This window comes from Lysobacter sp. DMC97, assembly GCF_056313745.1.
Genome location: NZ_JBQUZR010000006.1, coordinates 297,020 through 310,182, shown reverse-complemented (window position 1 = coordinate 310,182; position 13,163 = coordinate 297,020). Strand labels below are relative to the sequence as shown.

Here is a 13,163-nt window from a genome sequence, read left to right as displayed (position 1 = left end):
CGCCGCCTCCGTTCCTGCGCCATCCCCGCATTCCGAGGACCTCCCATGACCGCGTTCGACCTGACCCCACCGACCATCGACCAGCGCGCGACGCTGGCCGCCAGTCTGTCGCCCGAGGAACGCCGCGTGCTGCTCTCGCACGGCACCGAAGCGCCGTTCTGCGGTGTCTTCCTCGACAACAAGCGCGGCGGCATCTACGTCTGCCGCTTCTGCGGACTACCGCTGTTCCGCTCCGACGCGAAGTTCGATTCGGGCACCGGCTGGCCCAGTTTCTTCGCGCCCTACGACGAGCGCCACATCGGTCGCATCCGCGACACCAGCCACGGCATGGTGCGCACGGAGATCGTCTGCGCCCGCTGCCAGAGCCACCTCGGCCACGTCTTTCCCGACGGCCCGCCGCCGACCGGCGAACGCCACTGCCTGAATTCGGTGTCGCTGGGCTTCGTCGACGCCGGCGCGCCCCTGCCCGACCCGCTCGGCCGCGGCGAGGCCCGGCCCGCGGACTGAGCGTCCGGCGCGATGTCGTATCCTGTGCGGCTCCACCTTCCCGCACCGCCGCCATGACCGACACGCTCCCCGACCGCCTCTCGAACGATCCGAGCAGCCCGCACTACGACGCCGCCCTGCTCGACCGCGGCATCGGCATCCGCTTCAACGGCGTGGATCGCACCAACGTCGAGGAATACTGCGTCAGCGAAGGCTGGGTCCGGGTCATCGCCGGCAAGGCGCTCGACCGCCGCGGCCAGCCGATGACGATGAAGCTCAAGGGCACGGTCGAACCGTATTTCCGCGAGGCGGAGTGACCGATCGCGGCGCCTGCGCGCCGCGATCCTTCAGGGTTTCGCCGTCGCGCCGCCGAGATAGCGCGACAGGAACGCGAGCAGTCGGACGTAGAACTCGCGGCGGTGTTCCTCGGTGTAGAAGCCGTGGCCTTCGTGCGGGTAGTAGAGGGTCTCCACCGGCACGCCCGCCTGCTTCAGCGCTTTCTCCATGCGCTCGCTGTGTTCGATCGGGGCGCGCTTGTCCTCGCCACCGGCCGCCAGGAACACCGGCACCTTGATGCGCCTGGCGAGCGTGGTCGGCGACACCGCGTCGAGCCCGTCGCGCGCACCGATCCACTCGTTGGTCCAGGTCGTGTAACCGCCGCCGTAGTTCGCGTCGTCGCGATGCATCTTCACCAGATCGTAGACGCCGACATAACCGGCCGCGCAGCGATACAGATCGGGCTCGGTGGCCACGCCCATGAGGGACGCGTAGCCGCCGTAGCTGGCGCCGTACAGGCAGATGCGATCGGGCGCGGCGATCTTCTGCGCGATCGCCCAGCGCGTGGCGTCGACGAGGTCCTGCTGCATCTTCCCGCCCCACTCGCGGGCACCGGCATGCAGGAACGCGCGGCCGTATCCGCCCGATCCGCGATAGTTGATGCGCAGCACCGCGTAGCCGGCTTCGGCCAGCAGTTGCGTGTCGTCGTCGAACCACCAGGTGTCCTGGATGCCGAACGGACCGCCGTGCGGCATCACCACCATCGGCAGCGGCTTCGCCGGATCGGCGCCGCGCGGCCGGGTGAGGTAGCCGTGCAGCGACAGTCCGTCGCGCGCGGTGACGACCACTTCCTCCGTGGCCGGCTGGCGTTCTGGGTCGAACCACTTGCGCCGGCTCATCACCGGATCGACTGTCTTCGCCACCGTGTCGTAGAGATAGAAGTCGCCGGGATTGCGGTCGCTGAACACCGAGAACAGCAGCAGGTGCCCGTCGGTGGTGGCAGAGGTCAGCAGCACCGTGTTGCCGGGAAACGCCTTCTCCATCTGGCGGTAGTACTTCGCGACTGCGCTCTTGTCGTCGAAGAACCGCGTCCGGCTGCCGCTGCCGTGCAGGTACAGCGCCCCGACCGGCGTCGTGCCGTCGGGCGAGAAGAGGACGCCATGGGGATCGGCGGTTTCGTCGCGCAACAGCTCGGTGTAGGCGCCGGTGGCGATGTCCATGCCGACGAGAGCGTCGGGGCCGTTGCCGCGTTCCACCCGGAGGTAGGCCGTCCTGTCGTCGGCGGAAAAGCCGATCGCGCTTTCGACGACACGGGTCCTGGTCTCGTCGGCAACGAGGCGCCATTCGCCCTTTTCGGCGTCGCGATAGAACAGCTTGCCGGCGTTGTCCTTGTCGCTGCCGAGGGCGAAGCGCACGCGGCCCTGGTGGTCGGCGACGAAGTTGGCGTTGCGCACCGGCGAAGAGGAGATCGGACCGCGGTTGCCGGTATAGACATTCATGCGTTCGACCGAGGTCTCGACGTTGGCACCGTAGGGCCAGACCGCCACCAGCACGTTGTCGGGGTCGTCGCGCAGGGGATCGAGCATGAACGCGACCGTGAATTCGGTCGGCCCGCTCAGCCATTTCGCGCGCTTGCCGTCGGCGTCCACGCCGACCAGTTCGCCGGTCGCGACCGGCGTGTCGGCGCGGCCGTAGCGGCGGCCCATCGCGGCGATCACGCGGTGGTCGTTGACCCACCAGAAATCGGTGACGACGGTGTCCTTCTCGCCGGCGATCTTGGCGGTCGGCTGGCCGCTGGCGCGGTCGATGATCACCAGGATGACGCGGTCCTCCAGCGGCACGGTGGCGGCGTAATGGTCGCCGCCGGGCGAGATCCGGAGTTGCGCGTAACTGTCGCGGCGCACGTAGCGCATGACGTCGACGGGCGCCGCGCTGGCGGACGCGCCGGCAGGCGCCGGCGGCTCCGCCGCCTGCACGGCGCAGGCGGACACGAAGGCGCAGACGAGAGCGAGCAGGGACGCGCGCGAACGGCTGCGCGTACGGAACGGCATGGACGACATCGGCGGCGCTCCCCCGGCATCAAACGATGCCGGCAGGATAACGCCGCAGGCGGTGTTCAGTCCTCGTCCGGCAGCAGCGCGCGGCCCATCTGGGCGACGGTCGGCGCCTCGAAGAACGCCTTCAGCGGCAGCTCCAGACCGAGGGTGTCGCGGATCGCGGACATCAGCCGCATCGCCATCAGCGAGTGGCCGCCGAGGTCGAAGAAGTTGTCGTGCACGCCGACACGCTCGACGCCGATGATCTCGGCCCAGATGTCGGCCAGCACTTCCTCGATCGGCGTGCGCGGCGCCACGTACGCGCGGGCGAGCGCGGCGGTCGCGCCCTGCGGCGCCGGCAGCGCGCGACGATCGAGCTTGGCGTTCGACGTGAGCGGCCAGGCGTCCATGCGCACGTACGCCGTCGGCACCATGTAGTCCGGCAGCAGCGCCTGCAGCGCCGTGCGCAGCGCTTCGGGTGCGACCTGCGCGGCGCCATCGTCGAGGTAGTACGCGACGAGCTGCTTCTCGCCGGGCACATCCTCGCGCGCCAGCACCACGGCTTCCTTCACGCCCGCCTGCGCGGCGAGCTTGGCCTCGATGTCGCCCAGTTCGATGCGGTAGCCGCGCACCTTCACCTGGAAATCGTTGCGGCCCAGATGCTCGATGACGCCGTCCGCACGCCAGCGCGCGAGGTCGCCGCTGCGGTACAGGCGATCGCCCGGCACGAACGGGCTGTCGACGAAACGGTCGGCGGTGAGTTCCGGCCGGTGCAGGTAGCCCGCGGCGACGCCGACGCCGCCGATGCACAGTTCGCCGGCCACGCCGGTGGGCACCGGCTGCAGCCAGCGATCGAGCACGTACACGCGCTCGTTCGCGAACGGGCGGCCGATCGGCACGCTGTCGGCGTCCTGCAGCGACGGCGGGCAGACGTGGCAGGTGCTGATCGCGGTGGTTTCGGTGGGGCCGTAGATGTTGATGAAGCGGCGGCCGTGGTTCCAGCGCCTGAGCAGCGCGGGCGGCACGGTTTCGCCGCCGCAGGTCAGCGTGTGCATCGACGCCAGCGTCGCGCCGGCAGGCATCGAGGCCAGCACCACCGGCGGGATCAGCGCGTGCGTGGCCCGGCGTTTCGCGACCAGCGCCTCGAGCGTGTCGCCGAGCAGCGTCTCGCCGGGCTCGGCCAGGTGCAGCGAACCGCCGGCACCGAAGGCCATCACCCACTCCAGCACGAAGGCGTCGAAGCCGAACGACGCGAACTGCAGCACGCGCGTGTCCGGCCCGAGGCCGAAGGGTTCGCGCAGCGCATGCATCAGCCCGGTGACGCCGCCGTGGCGCGCCATCACGCCCTTGGGCACGCCGGTGGAACCGGAGGTGTAGATGACGTACGGCGTGTCGTCGGGACCGAGCCCGACCTCCGCCGCGTCGGGATTCGTCGCGGGCGCGTCGGCCCACGGCGCCGGCGCGGCGTCGATCGCGAACACCGGCGGCGGCGCGTCGACCTGCGCGCGGGCCGCGTCGAGCACGGCGCGGCTCGGGCCGTCGGCGAGCACCAGCGCGGGACGCGCGTCGGCCAGCATCGCGGCGATGCGCTGGTCGGGATACGCCGGATCCATCGGCACGTAGGCGCCGCCGGATTTCATGATGCCGAACACGACCGCGATCGCGTCCACCGAGCGCTGCAGGCAGATCCCGACCCGCGTGCCGCGGCCGACGCCCTGCGCGCGCAGCCAGTGCGCGATGCGGTTGGCGCCGGCGTTGAGCGCGGCGTAGTCGAGCACGGCGTCGCCGCAGGTCACCGCGATCGCCTGCGGGGTCGCGGCGGCGTGGTCCTCGAGATGCGCGTGCAGCGGGCGCCACGGGCCGAAGTCGCGTCCGGTGGCGTTCCACTCGACCACCAGCCGGCGGTATTCCGCGTCGCCGAGCAGCGGCAAGCGGCTCGCCGGCTGCGTGGCGTCGGCGACCATGCCGCGCAGCACCGCGACCAGATAGCCGGCATGGCGCGCGATCGTCGCTTCGTCGAACAGCGCGGTCGCGTATTCGATCACGCCGGCGATGGCATCGCCCTGCTCGATCATGCTGAGGTTGAGGTCGAACTTCGCGGCCGACACCGGCGGATCCAGCATCGTCGCCGCCAGGCCCTCGAAGCGCAGGTCCCAGTCGGTGTCGTTGTGCCACGCGAACGTGACCTGGAACACCGGCGTGTAGGCGAGGCTGCGCGCGGGATTGACCTGCTCGACCACCTGCTCGAACGGCAGTTCGCCGTGTTCCTGCGCCGCCAGCACCACCGCCTTCGTGCGCGCCAGCAGCGCGTCGACGGTCGGATCGTCGTCCAGCCCGAGGCGCAGCGCGAGCGTGTTCACGAAGAAGCCGATCTGGTCCTGCGTTTCGCGCCGGCCGCGGTTGGCCACCGGCGACCCGATGACGAGGTCGGTCTGGCCCGACAGTCGCGACAGCACCACCGCCCACGCGGCGAGCAGGGTCATGTACAGCGTCGTGCCGTGGCGCGCGCCGAGCGCGCGCAGCTGCGCGGTGAGCGCGGCGTCGATCTCCAGCGGCAGCAGCGCGCCGGTGAAGTCCTGTTCGGCGGGCCGGCGGCGATCGGTCGGCAGTTCCAGCAGCGGCGGCGCGCCGGACAGCGTCTCGCGCCAGTGCGCGGCCTCGCGGACGAGGCGCTCGCCCGACAGCCGCTGTTCCAGCCACACCGCGTAATCGGCGTACTGCACCGGCAGCGGCGGCAGCGGGTCGGCTTCGCCGCGGCGTCGCGCCGAATACAGCGTCTCCAGTTCGCGCGCCAGCACCGCCAGCGACCAGCCGTCGCAGACGATGTGGTGGATCACGATCACCAGCAGATGATGGTCGCGCGCCAGGCGGACCAGCCGCGCGCGCAGCAGCGGACCGCGGGCGAGATCGAACAGCGCGGCCGCCGACGCGGCCAGCGCGGCGTCGCGGGCGGCGGGCAGGTCGCCGGCGGCGACGCCGGAGAGGTCGTCCTCGTCCAGCGGGAACGGCAGTGCGGCGTGGATGCGCTGGCAGACCGCGCCGTCCACGGATTCGAAGGTCGTGCGCAGGCTTTCGTGGCGCTCGGCCACGCGGGCCAGTGCCCACGCCAGCGCGTCGCGATCGAGGTCGCCGCGCAGCTCGACGGTCACCGGCACGTTGTAGACGGCGGAATTGCCGCCCACCTGTGCGAGGAACCACAGCCGCCGCTGCGGCGGCGAGGCGGGGAAGAGGCGGCCGTCGCGCGGCTGGCGCGGCATCGCCTGCGCCTGGCGGCGCAGCGCGCGCAGCTGCTCGGGCGTGAGGCGGCTCAGCGCGTCTCGGGGATCCATGGCAACCACTCCTGTACATCGACGGCAACGACAACGGCCGACGCGCCACCGACAGGACGGGCGCGGTGCGGCCGCGCCGGATGATCGCACACTTCATTCGCGCGTCCCGAGCCGCCGCCGGCAACGAAAACGGGCCGGCAGTGCCGGCCCGTCGCATCGCAATCGATGGAGGAAACGCCCGATCGCTTACCAGCGGCCCGGGGGATCGGCGGCGAAACCGTTCGGGAACGCCTGCGGGCGATCGTGGTGGCGACGATCCTCGTAGCGGTAGCGCGGCATCACGCCCATCGCCACGAGATTCGGCACGTCGTCGTAGCGGAGCTGGGCGACCTGGGCCGGCGTGCGCGAGGCGCGGACGAAGTCGGTGCGGCTGACCGGCGACCATTCGCGCTCGCCGTGGCCGGTGCCGATGCTCTGGGCGACACCGCCGCCGTAGGCCGAATCCGCGGCAGCTTCGGACGCGCGGCGCGAGGCCGACGGCGCCGCGGGCACGGACTTGGCGGCGCCGCGGGCGCGGTCGTATTCGCGATCCTCGCGGGCGATCGGCGCGGGCTCGTAGTACGGCTGCGGCTGCGCGCGTTCGCGGAACACGGCGACGCCGATCACGCCGACGTTGTCGGGCCGGCCGGTGCGCGCGGCGTAGCTGTCGGGCAGGTCGGTGAAGTAGAACTGGGCGACGTCCTGGTACGACTTGCGCCAGCCGGTGATCTCGGTGGTCTGCCACGGACCCAGCACGTAGCCGGTCTGGCCGGCGGCGGCGGTCTCGCCGCTGATGGCGTTCACGCCGTCCACCGACAGCACGACCAGCACGCGCTCGCCGGTGGTGTTGGTCAGGCGCACGCTGTAGCGGTGGCCGGGGATGCCGGGAATCCAGTCCTGGCCGCGGTGGCGGTATTCGGGGAGCCATTCGCCGGTGTCGCGATCGACGACGTCGACGTCGACCAGCGGCTGCGCGGACAGCGAGGTGCAGGCGCTGACGGCGGCGAGGGCGGTGAGGAGGAGGGCGGTCGGGCGCAGCATGGGAAGGCTCCAGAGAGGGAAATGTCCGGCATGGACGCCCGTGATGAACGCGTCGTCGCGGAAAACGGGGTTGGTCGATGCGCGGGCGTCAGGGCGGGCGCGTTCAGCGGCGGGTAAACTGACGGGCCGAGTCCCTCCGCGGCCCCCGCCCCCCCCCATGTCCGCCATCCGCATCCTCACCGGCATCACCACTTCCGGCACGCCGCACCTGGGCAACTACGTCGGCGCGATCCGCCCGACCGTGGCCGCCAGCCGCACGCCGGGCACGCAGAACTTCTACTTCCTGGCCGACCTGCACGCGCTGATCAAGGTGCAGGACCCCGCGAAGGTGCAGCGCTCGACGCTGGAGATCGCCGCGAGCTGGCTGGCCTGCGGGCTGGAGCCGGACAACGACCGCGTGTGGTTCTACCGCCAGAGCGACATCCACGAGATCCCGGAGCTGACCTGGTTCCTGACCTGCGTCGCCGGCAAGGGCATCCTCAACCGCGCGCATGCCTACAAGGCCGCGGTCGATCGCAACACGGCCGAGTCGCAGGACGCGGACTTCGGCATCACCGCCGGGCTCTTCATGTACCCGGTGCTGATGGCGGCCGACATCCTGGTGTTCAACGCGCACAAGGTGCCGGTGGGCCGCGACCAGATCCAGCACATCGAGATGGCGCGCGACTTCGCGCAGCGCTTCAACCATTTCTACGGCGACCACTTCGTGTTGCCGGAGGCGGCGATCGAGGAACACGTCGCCACCCTGCCCGGCCTCGACGGCCGCAAGATGTCGAAGAGCTACGACAACACCATCCCGCTGTTCGCGCCGCGCGAGCAACTGAAGAAGCTGATCCTGTCGATCGTCACCGACTCGCGCGCACCCGGCGAGCCGAAGGACACCGAGGGCTCGGCGCTGTTCCAGCTGTACCAGGCCTTCGCCAGCGCCGACGAGACCGCGGCGATGCGCGCCGCCTTCGCCGACGGCATCGGCTGGGGCGACGCGAAGCAGCAGTTGTTCGAACGCATCGACCGCGAGATCGCGCCGCTGCGCGAGCGCTACGAGGCGCTGATGGCGAAGCCCGCCGACATCGAGGCGCAGCTGCGCGACGGCGCCCGCACCGCGCGCGAACGCCTCGGCACGCCCTTCATGCAGCAGTTGCGCGAGGCCGTGGGCCTGCGCGACCTGTCGACGATGCCCGCCGCCACGGAGTCCGTGAAGGAAAAGGCCGCCGCCGTGCCGGTGCTCAAGCAGTACCGCGAGCAGGACGGCCGCTTCCACTTCAAGCTCGCCGACGGCGACACCGTGCTGCTGCAGAGCCACGGCTTCGACAATCCGAAGGACGCCGGCGCGTGGGTCGCACGGCTCAAGGGCGAAGGCGCCGCCGCGCTGGACGCGGTCGCGGCCGTGGTCGACCCATGGGCGCCGGACGCGCGCGACGCCATCGGCGAGGCCCTCGATGCGCTGAAGCAGGCCGAGGACGCGCGTCAGCAGGCCAAGGCCCGCTGACACGGAACGACCCGCATCACGCCGGATCCGGGCATCGATCACTGAATTCGTTGACATTCCGTTACACGGGCATTAAAAAGCGGTCCGGGATTGCGGCGCCTGCCGCCTTCGTCCCCAACCGACCGGACACGCGTTCCGACGCCGCATGCGGCGCGGAGACACGGCATTCCCGTCATCGAAAGACACTTCGGAGCGGGTCGGCGACCGCCGGCCCCGCACCGCCCCACGCGCTTTTCCACCAAGAAACGTGACCTGACATGACCAAGTTCCGCACCCTGATCCTCGCCTCGGCCCTCGCCGCCGTCGCTTCCCCCGCCTTCGCCGGCGACTTCTTCGTCCGCGGCGAAGCGGGCACCACCCGCGCCGAACTCTCCGCCGGCTCCGCCAGCGATTCGGACAACGACACCGCCTACGCCGTCCGCGGCGGCTACATGGGCAAGTACTTCGGCGTGGAAGGCTTCTACGGCCAGTACTACGACAGCTCGATCGGCGGCATCGACAGCAAGGCCGACGGCTACGGCTTCGCGCTGGTCGGCAAGTACCGCTTCGGCGAAGACAAGGGCTTCTTCATCGACGGCCGCCTGGGCCTGGCCCGCACCACCCTGAAGGGCACCGTCGAGTTCGTCGCCCCGCCGCCGTCGGCCGAAGGCGCGAACGGCACCGGCAAGGCCGGTCCCGCCCCCGCCGCCATCGCCGTGTCGGGCGAGTACACCCACACCCAGCCGTACGCGGGCCTGGGCGTCGGCTACGACTTCAACGAGCACTACGGCGTGACCCTGAACTACACGCACCAGAACAAGCTCAAGCCGGCGCCGATCTCGTCGCCCGCGGTCGAGCTGAACACGCTGGCGCTGGGCTTCGAATACCGCTTCTGATCCATCGCGGCTCACCGGTTGCACGCGCGACGGCCGCCCCAGGGCGGCCGTCGTCGTTTGCGCCGGGCCACGAGCGCGAAAACGCCACCCTCGTGGGCGAAGATGGCGGGCCGCGGCCGGCCATCGCCCGCCACGCCCCTCCGACGCCTCCTCCGTGCAGGACCCCATCGTGCAGGACCCCATGACGCTTGCCCTCGCCGAGACCGCCGCCCGCCTCCGCGAGGTGGTCCGCACCGCCACCCGCGGCATGGTCGGCCGCGAACAGCTGGCCGAACTCATCGTGCTGGCGGCCGTGGCCCAGGAACACCTGCTGGTGATCGGCCCGCCCGGCACCGCCAAGAGCGCGATCGTGCGCCGCGTCGCCGGCGCGCTGGGCGGCCGCTACTTCGAATACCTGCTGGGCCGCTTCACCGAGCCGTCGGAGCTGTTCGGCCCGGTCGACCTGCGCCGGCTGCGCGAGGGCGTGGTCGAGACCGACGTCACCGGCATGCTGCCGGAAGCCGACGTGGCGTTCCTCGACGAGGTCTTCCTCGGCTCGACCGCGGTGCTCAACACGCTGCTGGGCATCCTCAACGAACGCCGCTTCCGCCGCGGCCAGACCGTGCACGACTGCCCGCTGCGGGTCTGCGTGGGCGCGGCCAATGCGCTGCCGGACGACGAATCGCTGGCGGCGTTCGCCGACCGATTCCTGCTGCACCTGTTCGTGGAACCGGTGCCGGACAACCAGCTGGAAGCGCTGCTGCGCGGCGGCTGGGAAAGCGAGCGCCAGCCGACCCTGCCCTGCGCCGACCTCGCCCAGCTCACCGTGCTGTGCGATGCGGTGGCGACGGTGGAGATGGACGAGGCCCGCGGCGCGCTGGCGGCGGCGCTGCGCCAGCTGCGCGCGGCCGGACTGGGGCTGTCGGACCGGCGGATCGTGAAGGCGCAGCGGCTGGTGGCCGCCGCGACGGTGCTGGCCGGCCGCACCCGCGCGACCGAGGCCGATCTGTGGCCGCTGTTCTACGTGATGCCGACCCGGCAGAGCCAGCTCAACGCCCGCGAAGTGCTGCGCGAGCGGCTCGCCGTTGCCGCGCACCCGACCCTGCACGCGGCGGTGGAGCAGGCCAGCCTGCAGCCACTGTCGCGGGTGTCGCGCTTGGTCGAAGCGGCGCAGGCCTGCCTCGACGGCGGCCACGAGCCCGCGCTGAAGGCCACGCTGGCCGAAGCGCTGCTGCGCGAGATCGACGCCAACTTCACCGCCGAGGCGCTGCCCGAGGCGCTGGCCGCGCAGCGCGCACGGCTGGCGGCGGCCGTGGCGGGCGTGCCGGCGAACCCGGGCTGACGCACGACGCCCGATGCGCTGGCAGTGGCGTCCCGAACCGGAGATTCCCGCCGCAGCCGGCGTGGTCGGCGTCGGCGCGGTCGCGCGGGCGCTGTTCCGCCGCGCCGAGGCCGCTGCGCAGGCACGCCCCGACGCACGCACGCCCGCGCCGTGGCAGGTGACGGCGCACCAGGACCTGCTGCTGCTCACCGGCGCCGCCGACGCCCTGCCGTGGGTCGAAGGCGCCCGCTACGTGGCGCCGCGGCCGGAGGCGCCCGGCCTGTGGCTGCCGACGCTGCTGCGCCCGGACGTGCCGCTGGACCTGCTGGCGGCGGCGATCGCCCGCCGGCATCCGCGCAAACCTCTCTTGCTGTGGCCCGACCCGGCGCAGTGCGTGCCGCTGGATCGGCTGCTGCCAGCCGATGCGCCGGTGCTGGCGCGCATCGCCGCGCGGTGGGCCGGCTGATGCCTGGTCCGCGTCCTCCGCAGTTGCTGCTGCCCGCGCCGGCGACGGACACGACTCCGGCGGTTGCGCCGGCGCCGGTCGAGACGCCGCTGCCGCGCGCGCTGGCGCCGTGGCGGGCGTGGCTGGACTGGCTGCCGCCGGAGCAGATCGCAGCGCTGGGCGATCTGCTGCCCCGCCTCGACGCGGCGCTCGGCGCGCTGCGCGGTCCGCGGCTGCAGCAGGGCGAGGAACCGGTCGGCATCGACGACCTGCGCCGGCGCGGTCCGTACCACCGCCTGCTGCTCAGCGAATGGGCGGTGGCCGACGTGGCCCCGGACGAATTCCTGCGCCGCGCCAGCAGCGGCGAACACCTGTTCCTGTCGCCGCGACGCGAAGCGCGCAAGGCCGACGCGCGGATCGTCGCGCTGTTCGACTGCGGGCCGGCCCAGCTCGGCGCACCGCGGCTGGCGCACATCGCGCTGTGGATCCTGCTGGCCCGGCGCGCGATGGCCGCGCAACTGCAGTTCGGCTGGGGCACGCTGGCCACGCCGCCGCAGCTGCATCCGGCCGACCAGCCGCAGCAGCTGAAGGCGTTCCTCACCACCCGCACGTTCGCCCATGCCGATGCCACCGCGCTCGCGGCCTGGCGCGACGCGCTGGCCGACGACCGCCGGACGCCCGGCGAACGCTGGCGGATCGGCGATGCCGACGGCACCGTCGACGCGGCCGAGTTCACCCACCGTGTCGCCATCCGCCGCGAGGACCGCGCCACGCTGGCCGTGCGCATCGAAGCCAACGGCGCGCTGCGCGAGGTGCGGCTGCCGCTGCCGGACAGCCGCGGCGCGGCGCAGCTGCTGCGCGGCCGATTCGCGTTCGAGCGCATGGCGATGCCGGCGGACGAGCCCGCACCGGCACACGACGGCCCGCGGCTGTCGCTGCGGCAGCCGCCGCTGATCGCCCCCGGTGGCGAACGCATCGCGGTGCCGCTGGTCGATGCCAGCGCGGCGATGCTCTACACGCTGCCGAAGGACGGCGGCCGCGCACCGAAGCCGACGCGCTCGGCGAACTGGGCCCGCGGCCGCGAGTTGCTGTGCGCGACGCTGGGCAAGTCGTTCGGCGGCGTGATCGCCGATCCCGAGCACCTGCATTTCTGGAACATCGACGGCTTCCGCACCCACGGACGCCCGCCGAAGGACGCGTTCCTGGCGCCGCCCGGCCAGGCGCACTGGCTGCCGTGCGCGCTGCTCGCCGGCGGCAAGAAACCACATCACCTCTACGTGCTCGACGCCGCGCGCCGGCTGGTGCGCTTCGCCAGCGGCGACCGGTTCGCGAAGGACGATCCGCCCTTCGCCACGATCGCGCGCGACGTGCTGGCGATGGCGCGGCTGGACGCGGAACGGCTGGTCTACGTGCATCGCGACGGGCAGCGCACAACGCTGCGCCTGCACCATCGTTTCGGCGGCACCGACACGGTGGTCCACCAGGTCGACACACCGCGACCGCCGACGCAGGGGTTCCTGCGCGTCGCCGCGCTCGGTACCGGGGCATGGGCGATGTGCTCGGGAGGGCAGCGCGAGGGCGGCCACTGGGTGATCGTCCAGCGCGGCGGCATGGCCCTCGAATGGCATTCGTCGCAATTCCATCTCGGCGCAGGCTGGCGTGCCTGTGGTCTGACCCTCGTGCCCGGCACGCGCCTGCACGGGCTGGTCGCACTGTCACCCGACCGTCGGCGGATCACGCTGTTCGACGGCGCCGACAAGACCCTGCTGCACCACGCCGACGCGCCGATCGCGACGGTCAGCGTGGGCGTGGACTGCGACGTGATCGCCGCGGTCACCGAACATCGCAAGCTGGTCGTGATCACGCCCGGCGGCGAAGGCCCGCTCGCCTAGTCGGACGATGACGAG

10 protein-coding genes are annotated in these 13,163 nt (G+C 72.1%); 7 read left to right on the top strand and 3 right to left on the bottom strand.

Annotated features, from left to right (window positions below):
• The first annotated feature begins 45 nt into the window (after positions 1–45).
• Both msrB and ACT53Q_RS14865 read left to right on the top strand, forming a co-directional pair.
• Complete coding sequence (gene msrB / locus ACT53Q_RS14870; protein WP_476187431.1) at positions 46–507, top strand: peptide-methionine (R)-S-oxide reductase MsrB; 462 nt, start codon at positions 46–48, stop codon at positions 505–507.
• A 53-nt stretch (positions 508–560) separates the two neighbouring features.
• Positions 561–803, top strand: a complete 243-nt coding sequence (locus tag ACT53Q_RS14865) for a DUF3297 family protein (protein WP_476187430.1) — start codon at positions 561–563, stop codon at positions 801–803.
• A 30-nt stretch (positions 804–833) separates the two neighbouring features.
• Here ACT53Q_RS14865 and ACT53Q_RS14860 read toward each other — a convergent pair whose 3' ends face one another.
• The 3 genes from ACT53Q_RS14860 to ACT53Q_RS14850 all read right to left on the bottom strand — a co-directional run bounded on the left by ACT53Q_RS14860 (position 834) and on the right by ACT53Q_RS14850 (position 7,147).
• On the bottom strand, positions 834–2,813 hold the full coding sequence (locus tag ACT53Q_RS14860; protein ID WP_476187429.1) for a S9 family peptidase: 1,980 nt from the start codon (positions 2,811–2,813) through the stop codon (positions 834–836).
• Positions 2,814–2,878: 65 nt separating this feature from the next.
• Positions 2,879–6,127 (bottom strand): non-ribosomal peptide synthetase, encoded by a 3,249-nt coding sequence (locus ACT53Q_RS14855; protein WP_476187428.1) that lies wholly within the window; start codon positions 6,125–6,127, stop codon positions 2,879–2,881.
• Between the two features lie 186 nt (positions 6,128–6,313).
• Entirely contained in the window at positions 6,314–7,147 is an 834-nt protein-coding gene (locus tag ACT53Q_RS14850; RefSeq protein ID WP_476187427.1) for a hypothetical protein, read from the bottom strand.
• A 157-nt stretch (positions 7,148–7,304) separates the two neighbouring features.
• Here ACT53Q_RS14850 and ACT53Q_RS14845 point away from each other — a divergent pair, with 157 nt between their 5' ends.
• From ACT53Q_RS14845 to ACT53Q_RS14825, 5 genes are all read left to right on the top strand, one after another.
• Positions 7,305–8,636: a tryptophan--tRNA ligase gene (locus ACT53Q_RS14845; protein WP_476187426.1), complete on the top strand. Its 1,332-nt coding sequence runs from the start codon at positions 7,305–7,307 to the stop codon at positions 8,634–8,636.
• 257 nt (positions 8,637–8,893) lie between these two features.
• Positions 8,894–9,511 (top strand): outer membrane beta-barrel protein, encoded by a 618-nt coding sequence (locus ACT53Q_RS14840; RefSeq protein ID WP_476187425.1) that lies wholly within the window; start codon positions 8,894–8,896, stop codon positions 9,509–9,511.
• A 181-nt stretch (positions 9,512–9,692) separates the two neighbouring features.
• On the top strand, positions 9,693–10,832 hold the full coding sequence (locus ACT53Q_RS14835; protein WP_476187424.1) for an AAA family ATPase: 1,140 nt from the start codon (positions 9,693–9,695) through the stop codon (positions 10,830–10,832).
• Positions 10,833–10,845: 13 nt separating this feature from the next.
• Positions 10,846–11,277, top strand: coding sequence for a bpX5 domain-containing protein (locus tag ACT53Q_RS14830; protein ID WP_476187423.1), 432 nt, complete (start codon positions 10,846–10,848; stop codon positions 11,275–11,277).
• Complete coding sequence (locus tag ACT53Q_RS14825; protein WP_476187422.1) at positions 11,277–13,148, top strand: hypothetical protein; 1,872 nt, start codon at positions 11,277–11,279, stop codon at positions 13,146–13,148. The genes ACT53Q_RS14830 and ACT53Q_RS14825 overlap by 1 nt, the downstream gene beginning before the upstream one ends.
• The last annotated feature ends 15 nt before the right edge of the window (positions 13,149–13,163 follow it).

Excerpts from the sequence above, each read along its gene's own strand:
- ACT53Q_RS14840 (WP_476187425.1), top strand. The coding sequence starts at position 8,894 with ATGACCAAGTTCCGCACCCTGATCCTCGCCTCGGCCCTCGCCGCCGTC.
- ACT53Q_RS14830 (WP_476187423.1), top strand. The coding sequence starts at position 10,846 with ATGCGCTGGCAGTGGCGTCCCGAACCGGAGATTCCCGCCGCAGCCGGC.
- ACT53Q_RS14855 (WP_476187428.1), bottom strand. The coding sequence starts at position 6,127 with ATGGATCCCCGAGACGCGCTGAGCCGCCTCACGCCCGAGCAGCTGCGC.
- ACT53Q_RS14835 (WP_476187424.1), top strand. The coding sequence starts at position 9,693 with ATGACGCTTGCCCTCGCCGAGACCGCCGCCCGCCTCCGCGAGGTGGTC.
- ACT53Q_RS14865 (WP_476187430.1), top strand. The coding sequence starts at position 561 with ATGACCGACACGCTCCCCGACCGCCTCTCGAACGATCCGAGCAGCCCG.
- ACT53Q_RS14825 (WP_476187422.1), top strand. The coding sequence starts at position 11,277 with ATGCCTGGTCCGCGTCCTCCGCAGTTGCTGCTGCCCGCGCCGGCGACG.
- ACT53Q_RS14850 (WP_476187427.1), bottom strand. The coding sequence starts at position 7,147 with ATGCTGCGCCCGACCGCCCTCCTCCTCACCGCCCTCGCCGCCGTCAGC.
- msrB (WP_476187431.1), top strand. The coding sequence starts at position 46 with ATGACCGCGTTCGACCTGACCCCACCGACCATCGACCAGCGCGCGACG.
- ACT53Q_RS14845 (WP_476187426.1), top strand. The coding sequence starts at position 7,305 with ATGTCCGCCATCCGCATCCTCACCGGCATCACCACTTCCGGCACGCCG.
- ACT53Q_RS14860 (WP_476187429.1), bottom strand. The coding sequence starts at position 2,813 with ATGCCGTTCCGTACGCGCAGCCGTTCGCGCGCGTCCCTGCTCGCTCTC.